This window comes from Bacteroides sp. 2201st1_D9_2201SCRN_220225 (genome assembly GCF_040928965.1).
GTDB classification, from domain to species: domain Bacteria; phylum Bacteroidota; class Bacteroidia; order Bacteroidales; family Bacteroidaceae; genus Bacteroides; species Bacteroides stercoris.
In genome coordinates, this window is record NZ_JBCODG010000004.1 from 92,792 (window position 1) to 118,104 (window position 25,313).

At 50.4% G+C, this 25,313-nt stretch carries 22 protein-coding genes; 11 read left to right on the forward strand and 11 right to left on the reverse strand.

Annotation, left to right across the window (positions count from 1 at the left end):
• Nucleotides 1–7: 7 nt before the first annotated feature.
• The 7 genes from AB5903_RS02285 to AB5903_RS02315 form a co-directional block, all read right to left on the reverse strand.
• The gene (locus AB5903_RS02285; RefSeq protein ID WP_272198879.1) at nt 8–1,225 is read right to left on the reverse strand and encodes a fimbrial protein; all 1,218 of its coding nucleotides are present in this window, start codon (nt 1,223–1,225) and stop codon (nt 8–10) included.
• A gap of 48 nt (nt 1,226–1,273) precedes the next feature.
• Entirely contained in the window at nt 1,274–2,245 is a 972-nt protein-coding gene (locus AB5903_RS02290) for a DUF3868 domain-containing protein (protein ID WP_272198880.1), read from the reverse strand.
• Nucleotides 2,246–2,275: 30 nt separating this feature from the next.
• The gene (locus AB5903_RS02295) at nt 2,276–2,860 is read right to left on the reverse strand and encodes a DUF3575 domain-containing protein (protein ID WP_272710808.1); all 585 of its coding nucleotides are present in this window, start codon (nt 2,858–2,860) and stop codon (nt 2,276–2,278) included.
• Nucleotides 2,861–3,298: 438 nt separating this feature from the next.
• On the reverse strand, nt 3,299–4,261 hold the full coding sequence (locus AB5903_RS02300; protein WP_272710809.1) for a site-specific integrase: 963 nt from the start codon (nt 4,259–4,261) through the stop codon (nt 3,299–3,301).
• A gap of 253 nt (nt 4,262–4,514) precedes the next feature.
• The gene (locus tag AB5903_RS02305; RefSeq protein WP_272710810.1) at nt 4,515–5,342 is read right to left on the reverse strand and encodes a carboxymuconolactone decarboxylase family protein; all 828 of its coding nucleotides are present in this window, start codon (nt 5,340–5,342) and stop codon (nt 4,515–4,517) included.
• A gap of 242 nt (nt 5,343–5,584) precedes the next feature.
• A complete protein-coding gene (locus AB5903_RS02310; protein WP_005651802.1) occupies nt 5,585–6,955 on the reverse strand; it encodes an MATE family efflux transporter in 1,371 nt (456 codons plus the stop codon).
• 53 nt (nt 6,956–7,008) lie between these two features.
• Complete coding sequence (locus AB5903_RS02315; protein ID WP_005651804.1) at nt 7,009–7,770, reverse strand: SDR family oxidoreductase; 762 nt, start codon at nt 7,768–7,770, stop codon at nt 7,009–7,011.
• A gap of 363 nt (nt 7,771–8,133) precedes the next feature.
• Between AB5903_RS02315 and potA the strand changes: the two genes are divergently transcribed.
• The 7 genes from potA (at nt 8,134) to mtgA (ending at nt 15,637) form a co-directional block, all read left to right on the forward strand.
• Nucleotides 8,134–9,516 carry a polyamine ABC transporter ATP-binding protein gene (potA, locus tag AB5903_RS02320; RefSeq protein ID WP_016662343.1) on the forward strand — a complete coding sequence of 461 codons (1,383 nt, stop codon included), beginning with the start codon at nt 8,134–8,136 and terminating at the stop codon, nt 9,514–9,516.
• Nucleotides 9,517–9,609: 93 nt separating this feature from the next.
• Complete coding sequence (locus AB5903_RS02325; RefSeq protein WP_005651811.1) at nt 9,610–10,410, forward strand: ABC transporter permease; 801 nt, start codon at nt 9,610–9,612, stop codon at nt 10,408–10,410.
• Entirely contained in the window at nt 10,407–11,198 is a 792-nt protein-coding gene (locus AB5903_RS02330) for an ABC transporter permease (RefSeq protein ID WP_005651813.1), read from the forward strand. The genes AB5903_RS02325 and AB5903_RS02330 overlap by 4 nt, the downstream gene beginning before the upstream one ends.
• A 109-nt stretch (nt 11,199–11,307) precedes the next feature.
• Nucleotides 11,308–12,639, forward strand: coding sequence for an ABC transporter substrate-binding protein (locus tag AB5903_RS02335; RefSeq protein ID WP_016662344.1), 1,332 nt, complete (start codon nt 11,308–11,310; stop codon nt 12,637–12,639).
• Nucleotides 12,640–12,755: 116 nt separating this feature from the next.
• Nucleotides 12,756–13,922, forward strand: a complete 1,167-nt coding sequence (gene nagA / locus AB5903_RS02340; RefSeq protein ID WP_272710813.1) for an N-acetylglucosamine-6-phosphate deacetylase — start codon at nt 12,756–12,758, stop codon at nt 13,920–13,922.
• Nucleotides 13,923–14,063: 141 nt separating this feature from the next.
• Entirely contained in the window at nt 14,064–14,738 is a 675-nt protein-coding gene (locus tag AB5903_RS02345; RefSeq protein ID WP_022104855.1) for an OmpA family protein, read from the forward strand.
• A 182-nt stretch (nt 14,739–14,920) separates the two neighbouring features.
• Nucleotides 14,921–15,637, forward strand: coding sequence for a monofunctional biosynthetic peptidoglycan transglycosylase (gene mtgA / locus AB5903_RS02350; RefSeq protein ID WP_272710814.1), 717 nt, complete (start codon nt 14,921–14,923; stop codon nt 15,635–15,637).
• Between the two features lie 244 nt (nt 15,638–15,881).
• Here mtgA and AB5903_RS02355 read toward each other — a convergent pair whose 3' ends face one another.
• The 3 genes from AB5903_RS02355 to AB5903_RS02365 form a co-directional block, all read right to left on the reverse strand.
• Nucleotides 15,882–17,033, reverse strand: a complete 1,152-nt coding sequence (locus AB5903_RS02355) for a cytochrome d ubiquinol oxidase subunit II (protein ID WP_016662349.1) — start codon at nt 17,031–17,033, stop codon at nt 15,882–15,884.
• Nucleotides 17,034–17,069: 36 nt separating this feature from the next.
• Nucleotides 17,070–18,635, reverse strand: a complete 1,566-nt coding sequence (locus AB5903_RS02360) for a cytochrome ubiquinol oxidase subunit I (protein WP_005651823.1) — start codon at nt 18,633–18,635, stop codon at nt 17,070–17,072.
• Nucleotides 18,636–18,756: 121 nt separating this feature from the next.
• Nucleotides 18,757–18,975, reverse strand: a complete 219-nt coding sequence (locus AB5903_RS02365) for a DUF4492 domain-containing protein (protein ID WP_005651830.1) — start codon at nt 18,973–18,975, stop codon at nt 18,757–18,759.
• A 425-nt stretch (nt 18,976–19,400) separates the two neighbouring features.
• Between AB5903_RS02365 and AB5903_RS02370 the strand changes: the two genes are divergently transcribed.
• The 4 genes from AB5903_RS02370 (at nt 19,401) to AB5903_RS02385 (ending at nt 24,220) form a co-directional block, all read left to right on the forward strand.
• The gene (locus tag AB5903_RS02370; protein WP_016662350.1) at nt 19,401–20,804 is read left to right on the forward strand and encodes a TolC family protein; all 1,404 of its coding nucleotides are present in this window, start codon (nt 19,401–19,403) and stop codon (nt 20,802–20,804) included.
• An 86-nt stretch (nt 20,805–20,890) separates the two neighbouring features.
• Nucleotides 20,891–22,126 carry an efflux RND transporter periplasmic adaptor subunit gene (locus AB5903_RS02375; RefSeq protein WP_195658052.1) on the forward strand — a complete coding sequence of 412 codons (1,236 nt, stop codon included), beginning with the start codon at nt 20,891–20,893 and terminating at the stop codon, nt 22,124–22,126.
• Between the two features lie 60 nt (nt 22,127–22,186).
• Entirely contained in the window at nt 22,187–22,933 is a 747-nt protein-coding gene (locus AB5903_RS02380) for an ABC transporter ATP-binding protein (RefSeq protein ID WP_005651836.1), read from the forward strand.
• A 66-nt stretch (nt 22,934–22,999) separates the two neighbouring features.
• Entirely contained in the window at nt 23,000–24,220 is a 1,221-nt protein-coding gene (locus AB5903_RS02385; RefSeq protein WP_117985036.1) for an ABC transporter permease, read from the forward strand.
• A 276-nt stretch (nt 24,221–24,496) separates the two neighbouring features.
• On the opposite strand, the gene AB5903_RS02390 is transcribed toward AB5903_RS02385, so the two are convergent.
• Nucleotides 24,497–25,313, reverse strand: an 817-nt coding sequence (locus AB5903_RS02390) for a transposase (protein WP_368117635.1), incomplete at its 5' end; no start/stop codon positions are given.

Genomic DNA, 25,313 nt, shown 5'->3' on the forward strand with positions numbered 1-25,313 from the left:
TCTCCGCTCAGTCCAGTTCCACTTCCTGCACAATTTTCAGTGTCCAGTCGTCCACACTCACCGTCAGTTCAAGATTGGAAGGCACTACCTCCGTGCCGGGCGTAGGTTCGCCGTCGCCCTTGATAACCGCCTTGATGCGATAGTCGCGGTTACGTACGATAGTGCCGTCGCCCGTTCCGTCTTGCGATACCGAACCCGAAGGAGTGATAATCGTACCCGTCTGCAAACGGTTCACCACAATGGGATAGTACACATAGACCGGAGTTTTCGGTCCTACGCTGCCGTCCGGATCGAAATAGCCGGAAAGCACCAGCTTGGTGCGGTTGGCGGCATCGTTGTTGGCAAAGGCATAGAACCAATAGGGCACGGTATATTCGTCCGAGGTTATCAATATGCCCTCGGAAGGGGTGACATCGTTCAGCAGAAAACCTGCCCCCTCGGTCCACAAGAAAGAGCCGTCGGGCTGCTGGCTCGTCATACCGCCATGCAGCCACGTAGGATTGGCAGGCATAGTTTGGGTAACATCGCCGGGCGACACACGGGAAGCTTCCAGCGCATTGCACAGGAAAATACGGTCCAGCGTAAATGTGGCTCCGGCATAGTTCAGGCTGAATGCGCTGCGGATGCTCGAAATGGAGATACGAGCCACCAGACGGGACAGATTTATGGACGCGGACACCGTTTTTCCGGCTTCCAATGTCACCGGCTGTTCGCTGATACCGGACATAGGCAGAAGGTCGGATGCCTGCTGCCCGTTACGTACGGTTTGTACCAGGCTGACATTTTTCCCGACAAATTCGTTTTTGGTCTGCACTCCGGCAAACGTTCCTTCCGGAACATTGGCAACCACAATCACATCGCAGACACCGGGTGAACACAAAATATCCTTTACCGCAAGCGTCCCGGCAGTGCCGCCGGATTCGACGGCGGATTCCACAATGGTATTTACCGACCCGTCGGCATAGAACAGCCCTATTGCCAGCCGGTGAACGGCAGATTCGTTTTCGGGCAGGGCAGCAGCAGTGGCACGTGTGCTTGCAGCCCCCGTACCGGATACGTTCAGCCGGAGCAAAGCTGTTTTCGCCATATTCCTGCCTGCGCTTTCATCCTCACCGCTACACGAGGATGCCAAAGCTGCGAATGCCAAAGCATACAGCCAGCAGATAATACATATACCCGCAATCCGCAAAGTTTTCTTATACTTCAAAGTTTTAATTTCCGACATATATCTATATTTTAAAGTAATGGATTTGTCTCATTCCGTTCTTCCGGTTCAATACAGGTTTCTCCTGCTCCTCAGCTCTTCCAGCACCTCGCTTGCACGCTCCACGCCTGCTGCCGCAGCCATTTCAAGATAAAGCTCCGCCTTTTCGCGGTTGCCTTCGAGCATACAGAGCACGCCCATGTTGTTAAAAGCCGTCTGACGGGTGGAAAAGCGGGAGAGATAGCTGCGTGCCTTGCGTGTATCGCGTTTGCTCAAGGCCACGGCAGCCGCATTGATGTTAGCTTCCGGACAGTTGGGAAACAGGCGGGCGGCAAGGTCGTAAATATCGTTGAACTCGGCAGAGCCGGGCGTGTAGCTGTTGGCAAGGGCAAACAGGCATTCCGGCGTGATGCATCCGTCGCCGTTGGCGGGCAGGCGGTAATCGGCGCTTTCAAGGGAAGCGGGAATAAAATTGACCCATGACAGGCAGCGCACATCCACACTCTTCTCCAGTCCCGGAACTTCCACTTCGGGCAACAGGATGCCCGAAGCAATCCTGTCGTCGTAAGTTGCCGCCTCCCTGCCGTTACAGCCGCACTCTTCGGTATGCAGCATGAGGTCTGCCTGTGCCATCCACTCCCTGAACGGAACAGTCACCTTATATGTGAAACGGCGGGATGCCTTACGGTCGTTCTTCAATACTACCGAGGGCGTGGAGTTCCTGCCGTTGCGCGCATCGGACGCTCCACCCAATACACGGGTGCGCTCGTACACTTTCTGCTTCTCTGCACCGTTAATAAGAATAGACGGCAAATCGAACGACTGCTCTCCCGCCAGCAAGAAAGGTGTCAGCGTAAGCGATTCGTCCGAAGGCATCTGCAAACCTTCATAGTTGACTTCCATCTGTATATGCAACTGACTGCCCGAAAGGGAAAAGCTCCGGCGGGTTATCTGTATCTGCCCCATATAAGCCTCTTGACTGCATAACGTGAGCAAGGGCAACAACAGCAGCAATACGCTGCAAAATGTTTTTCGTTTCATCTATTCAATTATTAATCGTGACTTACGTTTTTACTTAATCATATATACCACGGACACGGCAGCCTTTGTAGGGCCGAAGTATCCCCTGCCTTTCGTACCGCGCTGCCTGCTGCCGCAATGACCGCAACGGTAACGGTCGCTGCGAAGAAAAGCCGCCCCCGCACCCAGACTTGCTTCCACGCCCCAATGCGGAGAAAGCACCCAATGGTAACCATACGAAATGCCTGCGCCCAAAAGCCAGCCTTCGTAACGTGCCTCGCGCGCGCCCTTCAGGATATTGAAAGGCAGATGCACACCGCCTACATTGAAACGCCCGCCCAAGGCATGGACTCCCAAAAAATGACCGGCAAAAGGAGTGCACAGCCAGCGGCGGGCTTCGGGTTGTAACAACCAGTGTTTCCAACGGCGACCGTCACGGGGGGCAAAAGGCTGGTAATGTGCCGCAATATCCAGTGTCCACCGGGGAGATACAAGAAATTCCACCCCTATATTGGGTGAAGCCAAAGCATCGGCAAGAAGATTGCTTTTCACAGCCATACGCTGCGCTGACGCATCGGAAACGGACAGAATGCCCAATGCTCCTATTATAATCGGTATATATAGTTTGTTACTCATTCGCTTCCGGCTTTATAAATCCTGCAACGCACCTTATACAGCATGACACGTAGCATCTGGTTAATAAAAGATATACCGTTACTTCATAAGTAACAGAGAAATACATAGCAATATTAATATTGTCATGTGGGAACACAAAAAGACATGATTATTTATGTATACATAACAGGGCGTTGTATACAGTGTGTCCGTTCATTTTTCAGTTTAAGAAAAGTGATGGGATGCTATGTGCCAAAATCTCCATAGTTAGAAAATATAAAAGCTGAGTTCCGGCTTCTCTCTCAATTTACATAGCAAAAAGTGAAAAAAGATAAGATTTTCTTTTGTTTTTTAAGTATTATGTATACTTTTGCAGGCATCTAAGATTCCATTACTTATGAAGTAACTAAGCTATATAGTATTGATTTTCAGTCACAATTTGTTTGTTTGCCTTATTGGCTATTTCTTAAATATATAATTTATTATTACCTTGTTGGCTTTTTCGATTTCATCATTATCGAACTGCTTCAGATAACCTTCCGTAGTAGTGATTGAAGCATGGCCCAACGCTTCTGAAATCACCTCCACAGCTATTCCGCAAGATTTTGCAATAGAGGCCCAAGTATGACGGGCGGTGTAGGAAGAGAGCCTCTTCCCCAGCCGGCAGACCCGCGAGAGCCGGTACAGTTGTAAATTGAGCATACGCAATGCCCGCTGATAATCCTTGTACGCTTCTTTACCGGAAAGACTGCCGTTCAGGATATTCAATAAGTAAGGCGAAGAGGGGTCGTTGCTGGCATAACGCCGTAGAAGTTTCATGGCTGCCGCATCAACGGCTATCGAAAGCGGCATCCCCGTCTTATGACGGCGGATAGTGAGATAACCGTTCCGTAAATCCACTTTACGTAAGTTTGCCAAATCGATGAAAGGGATGCCGTGAAAACGCAACATCAGCTCCAGACAGGCACGTGCCCAGCCGAGATTGCGTGAATCAGAGGATGCGGCAGGTTCGCTTTCGGATGAACGGTCCGCTTCCTCTTCCACAACATCTTCCAGCAACACCCGTTTTATTTCCCCTTTCTTCAATGCCCTCTGATGATTGGCATAACGCCCGGTAAACACATTCTTAAACTGCCGGAGGATATAGGGGGCCAATCCCATATCCACCGCCCGGTTATACACTGCACGAAGCATACGCATATACGTGGAAATCGTGTTCCACAGCAATGACTGCTTCAACAAATACTCCTGATAGCTTTGCAGCCAGCCGGGAGTCAAATCTTCCATGTGCAGGGAGTGTCCGCCATACTTCACTGCCGACTTCAATGCACAATGATACACATGGGCAGTACTGTAACGTCCCTGCCGTTCCATATCCGTAATTACGGATAGCATAAAATCATAAAATTCACTTTTGTCCATAGTTCTCTTTTTTTACATACTAATTAGTTTACCGACCCTCGGTCAACAACAAACCTTAGACAATGTTTCATTACATATATAGCCAATTACATATCTTTTATAATTATGATATAAACTATTAATTTGTCATACTTTTACACCCGAAGTATTAAAGGCTTTTTTTCCTCGGTGAGGAACAAGCCATCGGAGACCGGCAATGTATGCAAAATAACTACTATGGATAAGCCGAATAGAGAAGCAGGCTCGGTCACGATTACCGCTTATTTGTTTCGAGGTTATCATACTCTTCATCCGTTACCGGTTCGAGCCATTCATTGGAAGCACTTTCACCGGGAACCTCGAAAGCCAGATGAGCAAACCAACAGTCTGTAGCAGCTCCATGCCAGTGTTTGACGTTTGCCGGAATATGGATAACCGTGCCCGGTAGAATTTCCACGGCAGGTTTACCCTCTTCCTGATACCAGCCGCGTCCGGCTACGCCAATCAGCATTTGTCCGCCACCACTTTTGGCACGATGGATGTGCCAGTTATTGCGGCAACGAGGTTCAAACGTAACATTGGATATATTCACCTGCTCGCGCGAAATGGGAGCAAGGTAACTGTTGCCGGTGAAATACTTCGCGTATGCAGTGTTCGGTTCGCCGACAGGAAAAATCATTCCGCGCTGGAAAGCGGCTTTAGCATCTTCACCAACGGCATCTTCCGCCCATACGTCTTTTGCCAGATTGAACGCCGCCCATGCTTTCGGCCAACCGGCATAAAAACCGATGTGGGTAATGATTTCGGCAATCTCAGTACGGGTAATGCCGTTCTTCTTTGCCGACTGCAGATGAAATACGAGCGAATTGTCTGTAATACCCTGACTGATAAGTGAGGTAACGGTTACTAAACTACGGTCGCGCAGACCAAGCTTGTCGGTGCGGCTCCACACTTCTCCGAAAAGAACATCGTCGTTGAGCTCCGCGAATTTAGGGGCGAACTCTCCTAATTGGGTGCGCCCGGCTGTCTGTACTATTTTCTCCTGTGCCATAATATTGAAAGTTAAAATACTGAATACTGAAATTAAAAGAATCCTGTTCATAGTCATTCCATTTACCGTATGAAGTTAGTGATATTTCCGGTTGTTTTCCAATTGCAAAATTACCACGATTACGCAAACCGAATTGTATATGATTTACGGATATTTATACCCGAATCATTGATTCTGAAATTAGAGAGGTATGCAATTCAACATATCCGAACCGGGAATGACGAGAACAAATAAGGGAAGCAACCATCCTCAACAAAGCGAAAAGAGACGGAATGCCATAACAAGAACGTACCTTATTCAGACAGGCTTTTACTTTTTATTCTCCTCAGTATTTTAGGGAACTGCCAGAAAAACAGCAGCGTACAGCAAATGGCAGCCGTAGCATCGGATATGGCTTCTGCCGCATATACACCTGCTACTCCCATAAAATGCGGCAGTATCAACGCCAACGGTATCAGCAGGATTACCTTACGCAGCAATGCTATGAAAATGGATATTCTGGCCTGCCCCAACGCCACGAACATATTCTGACAGGCACGCTGTAAACCGAAAATCGTCATACCGCCCAAGAATACAGGCATCGTCCAGCGAACAGTTTCTATCAGCCTTGCATCGCTCGTAAAGGCGGATGCCACAATCGCAGGGAAGCAAATCATAAACAGCATCAGGACGAGATTGAAAGAAAACATTGTAATCAGCGCAATCCGGAAGCACTCCTTCACACGCTGCTTGTCGCCATGCCCGTAGTTATAGCTTGCCACCGGAACAAACCCCTGCGCAAACCCCGTCAGCGGCACGCTGGCAAACTGCATAGACGTTTGCAGGACGGTAAGCGCACTGACATAGATATCTCCGAATTCTTTCAGACTGCTGTTGAGCACAAACCCCACCAAGCTTTCCGTACTCGCCATGATAAAAGGCGATACGCCGAGCGCCAGCATGGAGAGCACGATACTCTTTTCCAACTTCATATACCGCCTTTCCAAAGGCAGGGAAGCGCGCCGTGAGAAAAGGAAGGACAGCACCCACACCGCACTGCAAGCCTGCGACAGCACCGTAGCCAACGCAGCGCCTTTCACTCCCATATCCAACCAGAATATGAATATAGGATCAAGAATAATATTCAACAAAGCCCCTATCAACACCGAACACATGGCAACCGCAGGGCGCCCCTGTGCATTGATGAAAGCATTCAGTCCGGTAGACACTTCCACAAACAGCGTCCCCAACAGATAAATGGAAAGATAGTCTTCCGCATAGCCCAGCGTATGCTCCGAAGCACCCGTAAAAAGCAGGATAGGCTCCATAAAGGTATAGGCTATGAACGAAGTGAGCAAAGTGAAAAGAATCAACAGAGTAAAGCCATTGCCAAGTATCTTTCCGGCACGGCGACGGTTGCCCTGTCCGAGGGCAATGGCAGCCAACGGAGCACCGCCACCACCCACAATGGCGGAGAAAGAAGAAATCAGCACAACGAGCGAGATGGTCACTCCCACTCCCGCCAGCGCATCGGTTCCGATGCCCGGTATGTGTCCGATGTAAATACGGTCTACAATGCTGTAAAGCAGATTGACAAACTGTGCTGCCACCGCAGGCAGCGCCATCTTGAAAACCAAAGGCAGCATACGCTCCGTGCCCAGGCGTTCTTCGTACTTATTAGTCATGATTGGCAGAGTTTACTCTTATTCTCTTAGATTCTGTTGTTACGGAAAAGTGCTTATTTCCGGCTGACGATTGTACCCGTAGCCTGATTGGTAGGCATTACCAGCACCTCAGCCACTTGTATATGCTCGGGTACGGCAGCGGCAAAGTACACCACTTCGGCAATGTCGTCGCCTGTAAGCGGACGGATGCCCTTGTACACATTATCGGCAGCCGCCTTGTCGCCACGGAAACGCACTACGGAAAAATTCGTCTCCACCAAACCGGGCTTGATGTTGGTCACCCGTACGGGAGTATCCACAAGGTCGATGCGCAAGCCGTCTGACAACGCCTTTACGGCAGCCTTGCTGGCACAATACACACTACCGCCCGGATAGGCATAATCGCCTGCAATGGAACCCATATTGATGACATGGCCGCGTCCGCGTTCCACCATTCCGGGAACCACCAGACGGGTCATGGCAAGCAATGCTTTGATATTGGTATCAAGCACGATGTCCCATTCGTCCGGATTGCCTTCGTGTTCCTTGTCTACGCCGATTACCAGTCCGGCATTATTAATGAGGATATCTATCGCTTTCCATTCTTCGGGAAGCGAGTCAAGAGCCGCTTTCGCAGCCCCGCGGTCGCGTACGTCGAAAGGCAGCAGACAGACATCCGCGCGATATTCCGTTTCCAGTTCGCGCTTTACGGCAGTCAGCTTCTCTACATTCCGTCCGTTGAGAATCAGGCGGTAACCATTCATGGCAAACTTACGTGCACAGCCCTCTCCTATACCCGAAGAAGCACCTGTGATGAGTACTGTTTTCTTTTCCATTTCTTACGAAGACTTTAATGTTACGGACTGCAAAGTTAGGACTTATTTGCGAGTATCGGTCAATTACCCGCAATTTATAACTCATAACCCTGTTTTGGGTTGTTCGATTTTTCTTTTCCCAAGTATTTCCTTCCATTTCTTTTGCGAGTTCTTTGGAGGCGTTTTATGAGAACAAAGCAGGTGTGTGGCGAATAAAAAGAGAAAACATCCGCCTCCAAAGAACTCGCAAAAGAATGCTGAACAATTTTTAAACAAACTCTAAAGTTTTCAAGAAAATATGTACCTTTGCGCCACTTTTTTTTTATGACTGACTATATCAGGTAGAGATTTGTTTAATTAGTTTGGATAAAGTAAGAAACGCTTATGCAAAAGTCCGACTGCATCATCGGTGTAGAGCACGTATCGAAATTTTTCGGAGACAAAGCCGTACTGAATGATGTGAATTTGTCTGTCCGCAAGGGCGAGTTTGTAACGATATTGGGACCGTCCGGTTGCGGAAAGACGACACTGCTGCGTCTGATTGCGGGCTTCCAGACAGCTTCGGAAGGAGTGATTACCATTGCAGGAAAAGACATCACGCAGACACCACCCCACCGCCGCCCGGTGAATACGGTATTCCAGAAGTACGCCCTGTTTCCCCACCTCAACGTATTCAATAATATTGCTTTCGGCCTCAAGCTGAAGAAGCTCCCCGCCGCCACTATCGAAAAGAAAGTGAAGCAGGCACTCCGCATGGTGGGCATGACCGACTATGAAGACCGCGATGTAGACTCCCTTTCCGGCGGACAGCAACAGCGCGTTGCCATAGCCCGTGCCATCGTCAACGAACCCGAAGTGCTGCTCCTCGACGAGCCCCTTGCCGCCCTCGACCTGAAAATGCGCAAGGACATGCAGATGGAACTCAAAGAGATGCACCAGAAGCTGGGCATCACCTTCATATACGTCACCCACGACCAGGAAGAAGCCCTCACCCTGAGCGACACCATCGTCGTGATGAGCGAAGGCAGGATACAGCAAATCGGCACTCCGACAGACATCTACAACGAGCCTATCAACTCTTTCGTAGCCGACTTCATCGGCGAGAGCAACATACTGAACGGTGTCATGGTGCACGACCGGCTCGTCCGCTTCTGCGAACACGAGTTCGACTGCGTGGATACCGGTTTCGGCGACCGTACACAGGTGGACGTCGTAATCCGTCCGGAGGACATCTACATCTTCGAACCCTCGGATGCGGCGCAACTCACGGGAACCGTAACAAGCTCCATCTTCAAAGGCGTGCACTACGAAATGCTGGTACAGACCCGCGAGGGCTACGAGCTGATGGTACAGGATTACCACTGCTTCGAGGCAGGCCGCGAAGTGGGTCTGCTGGTAAAACCTTTCGACATCCACGTAATGAAGAAAGAACGCACCTGCAACACTTTCGAGGGCAAGCTCCTGGACGAAACGCACGTGGAATTCCTGGGTTGCAGCTTCGAATGCAGTCCGGTGCAAGACATCGGTTCCGAAACGCCCGTAACGGTGGAAGTGGACTTCCAAAACGTCATCCTGGAGGATAACGAAGAAGACGGACGACTGACGGGCGAAGTGAAATTCATCCTCTACAAAGGAAACCATTATCACCTCACCGTGTTTACCGACTGGGACGAGGACATCTTCGTAGACACCAACGACGTTTGGGACGACGGAGACCGCGTGGGCATACGGATAGCGCCCGAAAACATCAGAGTGATAAAACGATAAGATATCATCCCGTCATCTTACCGTCCATAATCCTAATATAATAAAGCAATACTTGATTAAATAGAGTAGCGCTTGATAAGATATAATAGAGTAATGTTTGATAAATTATCCCATTTCTTCCTGCGGCGACGCAACTGGACACTGCCCTACGCACTGTTCCTGCTGATATTTGCGATAGTGCCGCTACTGCTGATTGTGCTGTACGCCTTTACGGATGCCGACGGAGCTTTCACCTTTGCCAACTTCCGCAAGTTCATGATGCACCCGGAGGCGATGAACACCTTCATCTACTCCATCGGCATCGCCCTCATCACCACGCTGACCTGCTTGTTGCTGGGTTATCCGGCGGCATACATCCTCAGCCAGAAGCAGTTCAACACTTCGCAAACCATGGTGGTGCTGTTCATCCTGCCCATGTGGGTGAACATACTGATACGCACACTCGCCACAGTGGCGCTGTTCGACTTTCTGAACCTGCCTTTGGGCGAAGGCGCACTCGTGTTCGGCATGGTTTACAACTTCCTGCCGTTCATGATATACCCCATCTACAACACTCTGCAGAAAATGGACCGCAGCCTCATAGAAGCCGCCCAAGACCTCGGAGCCAACCCCTTGCAGGTATTCGGCAAAGTAATCCTGCCCCTCTCCATGCCGGGCATCATGAGCGGCATCGTAATGGTGTTCATGCCCACGGTGAGCACCTTTGCCATAGCCGAACTGCTGACGATGAACAACATCAAGCTCTTCGGAACAACCGTGCAGGAGAACATATACAACGGAATGTGGAACTACGGTGCAGCCCTGTCGCTCATCATGCTATTGCTGATAGGCGTCACCATCCTTTTTACGAATGAAGAGGACGGCGCATCCAATGAAAGCGGAGGTGTGATATGATGACGCGTATTCTTGCCAAAGGCTATCTGTGGCTGCTGCTTGCGCTGCTGTACTCGCCTATCCTTATCATCATGGTATTCTCCTTCACCGAAGCCAAAGTGCTGGGCAACTGGACGGGATTCTCCACCAAGCTGTACAGCTCCCTCTTCACGGGCGGCATGCACCACTCGCTGACGAGCGCCATCTGGAACACCTTTGCCATTGCCATGCTGGCAGCCACCGCCAGTACGGCGTTGGGCAGCATTGCGGCCATCGGTATCTTCAACCTGCGCACACGCACGCGCCGGGTGATGAACTTCGCCAATGCCATTCCGATGATGAATGCGGACATCATTACGGGCGTGTCGCTGTTCCTGCTGTTCGTCAGTTGCGGTATCTCGCAGGGATTCACAACCGTGGTACTGGCGCACATCACATTCTGCACCCCTTACGTAGTGCTGAGCGTAATGCCCCGCCTGAAGAAGATGAACCAGAATGTGTACGAAGCCGCCCTCGACCTCGGCGCCACTCCCTTTCAGGCATTGCGCAAGGTAATTCTTCCGGAGATACTTCCGGGTATGATAAGCGGCTTCATCCTTGCCTTTACGCTCTCTATCGACGACTTCGCAGTAACCATATTCACCATTGGAAACGAAGGACTGGAAACGCTCTCCACCTACATCTACGCCGATGCGCGCAAAGGCGGACTGACACCGGAGCTGCGTCCTCTGTCCACCCTTATTTTCATTACGGTGCTGGTGCTGCTGATTGTCATCAACAAGCGTGCGGAACGTGCACGGAAGAATTAAGTCCGCCTGCGTCTCGCGAGCTAAGAGTATTCGTCCCGCAGCACGGAGAGATTCATCCCGTAAGCCGAAAAGCGAAAGCATAGTCAAGATAAACCTGCTGAATAAAAAAATGAAAAGATTAACAGACATATTCCTTCTCCTTTGCCTCGTCCTCGCAGCCGTCTCGTGCAAGGATTCGGGCGAAGAGCGCAGCCACGTACTGAAAGTCTACAACTGGGCCGACTACATCGACGAAGATGTACTGGCCGAATTTCCCGCCTGGTACAAACAGCAGACGGGCGAGGACATCCGCCTTATCTACCAGGTGTTCGACATCAACGAAATCATGCTCACCAAGATAGAGCGCGGCCACGAGGATTTCGACGTGGTATGCCCCTCGGAGTATATCATCGAGCGGATGCTGAAGAAAGACCTTCTCCTGCCCATCGACCGCAACTTCGGCAAGACCCCGGACTATCTGCCCAACATCTCCCCCTACATCCGCCGGGAACTGAACAAGACCAGCCAGCCGGGACGCACCACCACCGACTATGCCGTACCCTATATGTGGGGCACAGCCGGCATCCTCTACAACCGCAACTTCATCACCCCCGACGAAGCCGGCAGTTGGCACTGTCTCTGGAACTCCAAAAACAAAGGCAAAATCCTGATGAAAGACAGTTACCGCGATGCCTACGGAACCGCCATCATCTACGCCCATGCCCGCCAGCTTGCCGACAGTACCGTTACCGTGGAGCAACTGATGAACGATAACTCTCCCGAAGCCATAGCCCTTGCCGAGAAGTATCTGAAAGCCATGAAGCCCAACATCGCAGGCTGGGAAGCCGACTTCGGCAAGGAGATGATGACCAAGAACAAGACCTGGCTCAACCTCACCTGGAGCGGCGACGCCGTATGGGCCATCGAAGAAGCCGAAGCTGTGGGCGTGGACCTTGCCTACGAAGTGCCGCGCGAAGGCAGCAACATCTGGTATGACGGCTGGGTAATCCCCAAATATGCAGGCAATCCCAAAGCTGCCGCTTACTTCATCAACTACCTTTGCCGGCCCGACATCGCCCTGCGCAATATGGACGCCATAGGCTACGTCAGCGCCGTTGCCACCCCCGAAATCATGGAAGCCAAACGGGACACCGCCATCGCGACACGTTCCGACCTCAGCTATTTCTTCGGTGAAGGTACGGGTGCGGACAGCCTGCAGATAAACCCCGTGCAATATCCCGACAGGAAAGTGGTGGAACGCTGCGCCATGATACGCGACTTCGGCAACCGCACCGAACTCGTACTCGAAATGTGGAGCCGTGTGAAAGGCGACAACCTCAACACGGGCATCGTACTGCTGATATTCTCCGTATTCGGAGTATTGTTCGTCTGGCTGGTATACGGCAAGATACGCAAATACCGACAGAAACAACGCCGCCACCGAAGACGGAGAAGAAGATGATTAAAAAATCCCGCGTATAGGATTTTTAATTTATAATGCTTAATTTTGGCCTTCGATAAATTCAAAAGCACAACGCTGGGATTATAATTCATAAATCTTAAATCATAAATCTAAAAATGCTTACTCAAATTATCAACGGACGCATATTCACCCCGCAAGGCTGGCTGAATGAAGGTTCCGTCCTGATGCGCGACGGAAAAATACTCGAAGTGACCAACTGTGACCTCGCCCTCATCGGCGCACGCCTCATCGATGCCAAAGGCATGTATATCGTGCCCGGCTTTGTGTGTATGCACGCGCATGGCGGTGGCGGCCACGACTTCACCGAATGTACCGAAGAAGCGTTTCGCAGCATCATCAATGCACACCTCGGTCATGGCGCTACGAGTTTCTACCCTACCATTTCCTCATCTCCGTTCGAAAAGCTGCACCAGGCAGCCCAAGTGTGCGAAAAGCTTATGGCAGATCCCGGAAGCCCCGTACTGGGATTGCACATTGAAGGTCCCTATCTCAACAAGAAAATGGCAGGCGAACAGTTTGCCGACCAGGTGAAGGAGATTGACGGACAGGAATACCGCGAGTTGGTGGAAAGCACCCATTGCATCCGCCGCTGGGACGCCTCTCCCGAACTGCCCGGAGCACTGGAGTTTGCAAGCTACCTGCGCGAAAAAGGCATACTGGCAGCCGTATCGCACACCGAAGCCGAATACGACGGCATCTGTGCCGCCTACGAAGCCGGATTTACCCATGCCGCCCACTTCTACAACGCCATGCCCGGCTTCCATAAACGCCGCGAGTACAAGTACGAAGGCACTGTGGAAAGTGTCTACCTGACCGACGGCATGACCATCGAACTCATTGCCGACGGCATCCACCTGCCGTCCACCATCCTGAAACTGGCATACAAGTTGAAAGGTGTAGAGCACACCTGCCTCGTAACGGACGCCCTCTCCTGCGCCGCCACCGAAGGCAAGGAAATCAACGACCCGCGCTACATCATCGAAGACGGCGTGTGCAAACTTGCCGACCGCTCCTCATTGGCAGGCAGTATCGCCACCATGGACGTGCTGGTGCGTACTATGGTCAAGGCGGGTATCCCGTTGGGCGACGCCCTGCGCATGGCTTCCGAAACCCCGGCACGCATCATGGGCGTGTACGACCGCAAAGGTTCCCTGCAAAAGGACAAGGACGCCGACATCCTCATCATGGACAAGGAACTGAACATACGCGCCGTGTGGCAGGCAGGAAAGCTGGTGCAAGAAAACTTCCTGAATTACAAGTAACGTATAAGACCGGCCGTTTTCTCTTTATTAAAAGGAAAATTCTCTAAAAAAACTGCAATGGTAAACTTTTTAATGCCAACAAATGTATTATATACATAAATTTGCATTAGTAAAACTTGAACCAATTAAAAAATAAAAGGTATGAAAAAGATGAAAATGACAGCATTCCTGCTGAGCGGTGCCATACTACTGGGTAGTTGCGGTACAATGAACAATACGACGAAAGGCGGCATTATCGGCGGTGGCTCAGGCGCTGCGGCAGGAGCCATTATCGGCGGACTGTTCGGCAAGGGTAAAGGTGCTGCTATCGGTGCGGCAGTAGGCGCAGCGGTAGGTACGGGCGCAGGTGTGGCTATCGGTCATAAGATGGATAAAAAGGCTGCCGAAGCTGCCAAGATTGAAGGCGCACAGGTGGAAATGGTGAAAGATGCCAATAATCTGGATGCCGTCAAGGTGACGTTCGACTCCGGTATTCTGTTTGCTTTTAACTCCTCTACGCTGAGCAACGATGCGAAAGCTTCCTTGCGCGACCTCGCCAAGATTCTGAAGGAAGACACAACTACGGACATCGCCATCATAGGCCATACGGACAAGGTCGGTACGTACGAAGCCAACATGAAGGTGTCCAAGAACCGTGCCTATGCCGTAGAGAATTATCTGCAGGATTGCGGCGTATCTCCCTCTCAGTTCAAGCAAGTGGAAGGTGTGGGCTACAATGAATACGACGAAAGCCTGTCGGCAAGCGAAAATCGCCGTGTGGTAATATTTATGTATGCCAGCGAGCAGATGATTAAGAATGCGGAAGCGGGAAAATAACAATCCGGTTTTCGGACATAAGAACAAAAGAACAAAAAAAAACACAGAAGAATGCCGGTAGTGATGCGGCATCACAGAATCTGTTCTTTCGTTCTTATGTCCGAAAAATTCCGTTATCTGAAAAACTCCGTAAACTCTCTTTGTGTCCCCTGCGGTGAAGCAAATTTCCAATCATCATTCCCATGAAATTCTCCAAACCCTTACGGATTATCCGCAATCTGTTGTTCTTCTTCTTTATATCCACTGCTGTAACGGTAGTGGTTTATAGTTTTATGCCGGTATATGTCACGCCTCTGATGGTTATCCGAAGCGTGCAACAGATATTTAAAGGAGAAAGCCCCGCATGGCATCACGAGTGGATACCGTTCAATGAAATCTCCCCTCACCTGCCTATGGCTGTCATTGCGTCGGAAGATAACCGGTTTGCCACACACAACGGCTTCGACTTTATCGAAATACGGAAAGCCATGAAAGAGAACGAAAAACGCAAACGGAAACGCGGTGCAAGCACCATCAGCCAGCAGACAGCGAAGAATGTATTTCTGTGGCCGCAATCCTCATGGCTCCGCAAGGGCTTTGAAGTTTACTTCACGTGGATGATAGAACTGTTCTGGTCCAAAAAGCGGATTATGACGGTCTATCTCAACTCCATAGAAATGGGCAAAGGCATTTACGGGGCGCAAGCCGCAGCCCGGTATAAATTCCATACCACCGCCGCCAAGCTCACTGCCGGACAATGCGCGCTGATTGCAGCCACTCTGCCCAACCCTCTACGCTTCGACTCTGCAAACCCCTCAAGTTATATCCGGAAAAGGCAGGGACAGATACTGCGGCTAATGAAACTTGTACCGAAATTTCCACCGGAAAAACCTTACGCATCTAAACAGAGAAAGAAATAAACGGCTTTTCCCTATGTAAGAAAAAGGAATATGCACTACATTTGCACAAAAGCACATAAATAATAGAATACATAAGGCAGAAAAATCTGCCAGACAAAAGAGATTACAGAGTCCGGAATATCCGGAACCATAAGAGAAAACTCCTCACGTTTGCAACCCAAACGTGAGGAGTTTTCTCTTATATCCCCCGGCATTTTCAAAGAAACTCCAGGGAAACCGGGAGCAAATCCCCGGAGTTATAAAATCAATAGGCGTGTCCTTTTTCATCCTGCATCTCTTCGGCATCTATCTTCTTCCTGTCGATGCTGCGCCATGCGTAGAAAATGTAGGCAAGCACAAAAGGAACCAGGACAGACACGTAGGCCATTACCCGCAACGTAAACTGGCTGGAACAACTGTTTGCCAGCGTAAGCGAACTTTGCAGGTCGGCGGTAGAGGGATAATAGGCAGTATTGTTATAACCCGCCACCAGCAGCAGCGCCAATACCGTGAGCACAGTGCCTGCGCCTGCAAACCATATACCCTTGTCGAAAGACGGTTTCCACACCGTGCGGACAATTCCCCAAAGCACGGCAAGCACACCGATAAGGAATACGAGCAGCACCACGGGCATTTCGATAAAGTTTGTCAGATACTTATAGGGTTCCATAAATACCTCTCCGGTTTCCGGATTTACCGCGTAGCCTTCGGCAAGCAGCGTACGGATAACGAATGCAAGGAAGAACACCAGAAACAGACCCGTATTGCCCCACAGCGCACGACGGCAACGTTTCACCAAATCCGCATCGCCGATATTGTTAATGAAGTAAAGCGCACCGAGAATACGCGCCAGGAAGAACACAGCCAGTCCCAACACTACATTCCACGGATTGAGCAACGCATCCAGCCCGTGCCCCGCATTGGCCCAACTGCTGATAACCGGCATCACCGTATCGGCAATATTACCTTTGTTGATATAGAACTCCGAACCCGTGAAGAACGTTGCCACCGCACCGCCCAGCAGCACCGGCCCTACCACTCCGTTTATAACCAGAAAAGCGCGATACGTCGTCTTGCCCAACAGATTGCCCGCTTTCGACTGAAACTCGTAGCTTACAGCCTGCAACACGAAAGTAAACAAGATAATCATCCACAGCCAGTACGCACCGCCGAAGCTCGTACTGTAGAACAACGGGAACGATGCAAAGAACGCACCGCCGAACGTTACGAGCGTAGTAAACGTAAACTCCCACTTGCGCCCCGTAGAGTTTATTATCATCTTGCGCTGCTCTTCCGTCTTGCCCAGACAGAATATCAGCGAGTTACCGCCCTGCACAAACAGCAGGAATACAAGGATGGCTCCCAACAGGGATACTATAAACCACCAATAATGTTGAAGAAATATATAGGTATTCATGTAATGAGTAATGAGTAATGAGTTATGAGTTATAAGTTATGATTGATGAGAAAGTTCTTTTTCCGGTCCTTTCCGTATGGCTTTCAGCATAATGCCTACTTCGGCAATCAGCATAACGGTGAACAGTACAAGGAAAATGAAGAATGTGGTCTGCACGGAGCCGACATCCAGTTTGGAAATGGCGGCACTTGTGGGCAACATATCCTGAATGGCCCACGGCTGACGTCCGCATTCGGCAACCACCCAACCGGCCTGCCCGGCAAGATAGCCCAGCGGAATGGTCAGCATTGCCACCCAATGCATCCAGCGCATCTGCGACAAATCCTTTTTGTAGGCAAGAACGAGAACCACGATGAAGAAGAGGATGAAGTACCCGCCCAGTATCACCATGACACGGAACATATAGAAAGTGAGCGGCACGTTGGGAACCAGTTCGTTCACATCCTTGATATAACCGTAACCGAAATACGCCACATTCTCTTTCAACACTTTGGCAGCCACCTGCGCCTCGGCATCGTTGCCCGCAGCTTTGGCGGCACGATAAGCGGAGAAAGCCCCGATAGCCGTCTTTCCCTTTTCAATCTTCTCCTGAGCGGAGAGCGCGGTTGTACCGTCTTTCAAGGGATAGCCGCCTTTCAGCAGGTCGTTGATGCCCGGAACGAAAGCCTTTGAATCGCGCTCGGCAAGCAATGAAAGGAACTTGGGAATCTCCATGCGGAAGAGGAAAGCATCCTTACCGTCATCGGCCGTCTTCTTATCGGGATTGAGAATGCCGAAAGCCACCAGTCCGGCTCCTTCCTGCCCCTGATAGTAACCCTCCATGGCAGCGAGCTTCATGGGTTGTTTCTGTGCCACCTGATAACCGGAACCGTCTCCCGTCCACGCGGAAAGCACAGCGGCGCACAGTCCTACCCAGGCAGCTATCTTTATGCTTGCCAAAGCAAACTTCTTCTCACGGTTTTTCCACAGATACCAGCAACTCACACCTACCACGAACACCGCAGCCAGCACCCAGCCGGACAGCACGCTGTGGAAGAACTTATTGACAGCCATCGGCGAAGTGGCCACCGCCCAGAAGTCAACCATCTCGTTACGGGCGGTATCGGGATTGAACTCCATACCTACCGGATTCTGCATCCAGGCATTCGCCACCAGAATCCACCAGGCGGAGATAGTAGCACCAAGTCCCGTAAGCCAGGTAGAAGCCAGGTGGAAACGTTTGCTTACCTTGTCCCAACCGAAGAACATCACAGCAATGAACGTGGCTTCCATAAAGAATGCCAGAATACCTTCGATAGCAAGCGGCGCACCGAAGATGTCGCCCACGAACCAACTGTAATTACTCCAGTTCGTACCGAATTCAAACTCCAGAATCAGTCCCGTTGCCACACCTATGGCAAAATTGATGCCGAAGAGTTTCATCCAGAACTTGGCAGTATGTTTCCAGAACTTGTCACCCGTACGGTAGTACACCGTTTCCATGATGCCCATAATTACCGCCAATCCTAAAGTAAGCGGCACAAAAATCCAGTGATAGATAGCGGTCAAGGCAAATTGCGCTCTCGACCAATCAATCAGAGAAGTGTCAATGTTTTCAAGCATGAGAATAAATATTAAGTATGAAATTAAAGTATAAAATATAAAGTATAAGGTATAAATAAGGAAAAGGAATACCTCACTCCCCCCCTTTAATCGCTAATCACTAACCGCTTATCACTATCTCCTATCTTCCCGCCCGCATAATCAGTTCACTGCTGACGTAATCTTCTTTATCGCCTTCTCCGGCAGCTTCATTCAGATAGTTCGGAAAGAAGAAAAGACGAAGAATAAAAAACATGATAAACAATTTGATTGCAATTATCAGCCACAAGGTACGCCCCAATGTCATGCTTCGGAAGCCATCGACATAGAATTGCCAGATACTGGTAACAAGGTTTTTCATAAAGTTCAAATTATAATCATTACAAATATAAAATACTTTTATATAAATAACAAATAAAAAACTGAAAAGTTATAGCCAGCTTGATTTTTGTCCGGTATTCTATAAAGAAGTTCTTTGGGAAGATATCTACGGTCTTTACGGGATCAAAACTGAAATTCGCTTACTATTGGTTTCTATTAGGCACGGATTTCACGGATTTTCACGATAAAAAAAGAATAAAGAAAACCTGTGTTTTCCGTGAAATCCGTGCCTAATAGAAATCAGCAAGTGTATTTTGACACCTCATAAAAACAGCAAAGCAAACTCTTAATTATCGGCAGGAAAAAGTAATCCGTCGGCACAATCCCGGCAATGGTCTATTGTTTTTGCCGTTTCAAGAGGCTGCGCATACTTTTGCAATGGTAAAACCATAGAAACAAGGTAATATGATAAATGTAAAAAGATTGACCGTAATATCGCTCTGTGCGGCAAGTACCTGTGTCGGCAACGCAATGCCGCAAACGCAGGAAACCGCTATCGGTACGCAACAGCAGGACAGCACGCAGACGCTTCCCGCACAATGGAACCTGCAAGCCTGCATCGACTATGCTTTGCAGCAAAACATCACGATACGCAAGAACCGTCTCAACGCCGAGAGCGCCGAAGTGGACGTAAAGACCGCCAAGGCAGCCCTCTTTCCCAGCCTCACGGCATCCGTAAGCCAACGTATCGTAAACCGGCCCAACAGCCAGACCAATACGATAATAGACGGCGACAACATCACCAGCAGCCAAAGCAAGACCAGCTACAACGGCAGCTATGGTATCGATGCCAACTGGACGCTTTACAACGGCAGCAAACGGCTGAATACCTTGAAACAGCAGCGGATGAACAACCGCATTGCCGAACTGAGCGTGGCGGAGAGCGAGAACACCATCGAAGAGAGCATTACGCAGATTTACGTACAGATTCTCTATGCAGCCGAAGCCGTCAAGGTAAATGAAGCAACCCTCGACGTCAGCCGGGCGGAATGCGAACGGGCACGCGCCCTGCTTGCAGCGGGAAGCATCGCCAGGAGCGACCTCGCCCAACTGGAAGCGCAGGTCAGCACCGACAAATATCAATTGGTAACGGCACAAGCTACCCTGCAAGATTACAAACTGCAACTGAAACAACTCCTCGAACTGGACGGCGAAAAGGAGATGACGCTTTACATCCCCACACTCGGCGATGAGAATGTATTGTCGCCGCTACCCTCAAAGACCGATGTCTACCGCTCCGCCCTCACCCTGCGCCCGGAAATCGAAGCAGGCCGACTGAATGTCAAAGCCTCGGAACTCAACATCAATATCGCCCGCTCCGGTTACATCCCCACCATCAGCCTCAGTGCAGGCATAGGGAGCACGAACACCAACGGCAACGACTTCACCTTCGGCGAACAAATCAAGCAGAACTGGAACAACTCCTTGGGAGTAACCGTAAGTGTACCCATCTTCAACAACCGGCAGACCAAGAGCGCCGTACAGAAAGCCAAGATACAGAAGCAGAACAGCGAACTGGACTTGCTGGACAATCAGAAAAACCTGTACAAGACCATCGAAGGGTTATGGCTGGATGCCAACAGCGCACAGCAACGCTACGTTGCCGCCATAGAGAAGCTGCGAAGCACACAGACCAGCTACGACCTCATCCAAGAGCAATTCAACCTCGGCATGAAGAATACCGTGGAACTGCTGACCGAGAAAAACAACCTGCTCAACGCGCAACAGGAAACCCTGCAAGCCAAATACATGGCAATACTGAACACGCAACTGCTGAAATTCTACCAGGGAGAACAGATTACGCTTTGACCTATTCAATATAATAACCCCCATACGCAACTATCTCTTGCGGTATAGACCAACGCTACTTAAAACCCAATAATGATATACAGAATATGAACAAGAAAAAGATTATCCTTATCGCCGTAGCCGTTGTGGCGGTAGCCGGCATAAGCATCCGGCTTTTCGGCGGCTCCACGGCCAAACATAAAGTGACCTACGAGACAGCCACCGTAATCAAAGGCGAGATATCGGAATCCATAACCGCCACCGGCACCATCGAACCGGTGACGGAAGTGGAAGTCGGCACGCAGGTAAGCGGCATCATCGACAAGATATATGCCGACTACAATTCCGTAGTTACCAAAGGCCAACTCATAGCCGAAATGGACCGTGTGACCCTGCAAAGCGAAGTGGCATCCCAACGCGCCGCCTACAACGGTGCGAAAGCCGAATACGAATATCAGCGGAAGAACTACGAACGCAACCGGAAACTGCACGAAAAGCAGCTTATCAGCGATACCGACTACGAACAGTCCGTCTACAATTACGAGAAAGCGAAAAGCAGCTACGAAAGCAGTCAGGCATCGCTGGCAAAGGCGGAGCGCAACCTGTCGTACGCCACCATCACTTCGCCCATCGACGGCGTGGTCATCAACCGTGCGGTAGAGGAAGGGCAAACGGTGGCATCCGGTTTCGAGACTCCTACCCTGTTCACCATCGCTGCCGACCTGACGCAGATGCAGGTTGTGGCCGACGTGGATGAAGCCGACATAGGCGGCGTGAAAGACGGGCAACGCGTGACGTTTAGCGTAGACGCCTATCCCAATGACACGTTTGAGGGCGTAGTAACACAAATCCGCTTGGGAGAGGACAGCTCTACAAGTTCCGGCAGCAGCGGCACATCCGGTACGGTCGTCACCTACGAAGTTGTCATATCCGCTCCCAACCCCGACCTGAAACTGAAACCGCGCCTGACGGCCAACGTCACGATTTACACACTCGACCGCAAGAATGTGCTTTCCGTTCCGGCACGTGCGCTCCGTTTCACACCCGAAAAGCCGCTTATCGGCGAGAATGACATTGTGAAAGATTGCGAAAGCGAACACAAACTCTGGACACGCGAGGGCAATACATTCATCGCGCATCCGGTAACGGTAGGTATCTCCAACGGTGTGAATACGGAGATTGTAAGCGGCATCGATGAAGGTGCGACAGTAGTGACCGAAGCCACCATAGGGCGCCTGCCGGGCGAAGGCCCAACGGCGGACATGCCGCAGGAACCAAGCGGTGAGAAAAGCCCGTTCATGCCGGGCCCTCCGGGAAGCAAGAAGAAAAACAACGGCCGATGAAACAGCGTACAGAGACTGAGTATAAAAGTACAGTACAAAGTAAACCATACATCATTAATCATGAGCAAAACCGTAATTGAACTTCAAAACATAAAGCGGAACTTCCAGGTGGGAGACGAAACGGTGCATGCACTGCGCGGCGTATCATTCTCTATCGGCGAGGGAGAGTTCGTCACCATCATGGGTACGTCCGGTTCGGGCAAATCAACGCTGTTGAACATACTCGGCTGCCTGGATACGCCCACCGTAGGAGAGTATCTGCTGGACGGCATCTCCGTACGCACCATGAGCAAGTCCCAGCGTGCCGTACTCCGCAACCATAAAATCGGCTTCGTGTTCCAGAACTATAACCTGCTGGCAAAAACCACAGCCGTGGAAAATGTGGAACTGCCGCTGATGTACAACTCGTCCGTATCGGCAGCCGAACGCCGGAAACGCGCCATTGAAGCGCTGAAAGCCGTAGGGCTGGGCGACCGGCTGGAGCACAAGTCCAACCAGATGTCCGGCGGACAGATGCAACGCGTAGCCATCGCCCGTGCATTGGTAAACAACCCTGCCGTAATCCTGGCGGACGAAGCCACCGGTAATCTGGATACCCGTACCTCATTCGAAATCCTGGTGCTCTTCCAGAAACTGCATGCCGAAGGACGCACCATCATTTTCGTAACGCACAATCCGGAAATAGCCCAATACAGCAGCCGCAACATCGTATTGCGCGACGGACAAGTGAAGGACGACAAGCCCAACCGAAACATTCTGAATGCCGCCGAAACACTGGCAGCACTGCCCAAGCAGGAGGATGACTGACGCAGTACGTAAATTACTTTATTGCAGGATGAAAAAAGAAAAACAATATCATAAAACTACAAATCAATGAATGGAACCAACCTTTTCAAAATAGCCTTTCGGGCACTTGCCAACAATAAACTGCGTGCCTTCCTCACGATGTTGGGCATCATCATCGGCGTGGCGTCCGTCATCACGATGCTCGCTATCGGACAGGGTTCAAAAAAAAGCATTCAGGCGCAAATCTCCGAAATGGGCTCGAATATGATAATGATTCATCCGGGAGCGGATATGCGCGGCGGCGTCCGCCAAGACCCCAGCGCCATGCAGACGCTGAAGCTCACCGACTACGAGGCATTGCGCAACGAAACGAACTTCCTGGCTGCCGTCAGCCCCAACGTATCCTCATCGGGACAGCTCATTGCAGGCAATAACAACTACCCCTCATCCGTAAGCGGCGTAGGCACGGACTACCTTGAAATCCGCCAGCTTACGGTGGAGAACGGCACGATGTTTACGGAAACCGACATACAGACTTCCGCCAAAGTATGTGTCATCGGCAAGACAATACAGGATAATCTTTTCCCCAACGGAGAAGACCCCGTAGGACGCATTATCCGCTTCAATCAAGTGCCTTTCCGCGTGACGGGCGTACTGAAAGCCAAAGGATACAACAGCATGGGCATGGACCAGGACGACGTTGTACTTGCCCCCTACACCACCGTAATGAAACGCCTGCTTGCACAGACCTATCTGCAAGGTATCTTCGCATCCGCACTCACCGAGGACATGACGGACAACGCCACCGAAGAAATCACCGGAATTCTGCGCCGGAACCATAAACTGAAGGACAGCGACGACGATGATTTCACCATACGCAGCCAGCAGGAGCTCAGCTCGATGCTGAACACCACCACCGACCTGATGACCACTCTCCTCGCCTGCATCGCCGGCATATCGCTGGTGGTAGGCGGCATCGGCATCATGAACATCATGTATGTATCCGTAACGGAGCGCACCCGCGAAATCGGTCTGCGCATGAGTGTGGGTGCCAGAGGAGTGGACATCCTGTCGCAATTCCTCATCGAGGCCATCCTCATCAGCATCACCGGCGGCCTCATCGGCGTCATCATCGGCTGCGGCGCAAGCTGGATTGTGAAGAGCGCAGCCCATTGGCCTATTTATATACAGACATGGAGCGTATTCCTCAGCTTTGCCGTCTGTACGGTGACAGGAGTGTTCTTCGGATGGTATCCTGCAAAGAAAGCAGCAGACTTAGACCCGATAGAAGCAATACGATACGAGTGATAATCGCTTATCGCTAAAAAAAACTATCTTTCCTCTATGAAAAGATAAAGATTACCCCTGTCTTTATGGCTCCTTTACTTAGTTTATGGTGTTAATGAGCATGAATGTATTGACCGTTCTATCAAGAGCAGTCAGATATACAATATAAAAAGTATCATTTTCCTCTTCAGGCTTTATTTCCTAACACTGGCATTCTAAGCCGCTTAAAGCATCAGTCAATTTGCAAAACGGAGTCTATGCTACCACAAAGATACTGGCCTTACAATAAGCGGTATATTATGAGTTGCCTTCTGCAATAGCTTCAGGCTTCTTATAATCATTGTATGGAACACCATCACTCAACACGTGCCAAATGACAACAAGCATTTTCCGCGCTATGGCCACTTTCACTTTCATGGCATTCTTCCTTCTGACGACAGTTTGTGTGTAACTGAAATTCGAGTAAAAACAGTTTTGTGTCCGGCTGGCTCCCCATGCGCATTCAATCATAGTCTTTCTGATGTACTTGTTACCATGTGTGATTCTTCGTGATTTGATTTTTCCTGCGCTTTCTTCATTCCGTGGTTTGAGCCCGCACCACGACACCAATGCAGCCGCTGTAATAAACATCTTCATGTCGGCCCCTAATTCAGAGAGTATGGAGGTTGCCGAGCGTTCCTTTACACCGGGTATCGTCTGAAGATTATCGAACTCCCTGGGGAACTCTTTCCTGCAGATTTCCGTCAGTTTTTCCTGGCACTCTTTCAGATGCTTGTCATCCATAAGGATTTCCTCCCGGTACTGGCGTATCAGGTCTATGTCCACTTCATTGACAACTCCTGTCAGAGCGGCTGTAATTACTTCTTTTCCGACACGGTTCACCGTCCGTCCATGGATGGCCTCCGTCAGCTTTTCCGCATTGACAATTCCTTCGGAAAGCAATTTCACCACATCTTTGTAGCTCTTACTGTCTGTAGAAGATACGTAGTTGCTGATACGGATATTGCAACGTTGAAGCAAGGCATCCAGTTTGGTCAGTTTATAGACCTTCTCCTTGTTCAAGTCAAAAATGCGTCGGTTATACTGACGCATGCGCTGCACTATCTCATCCGGC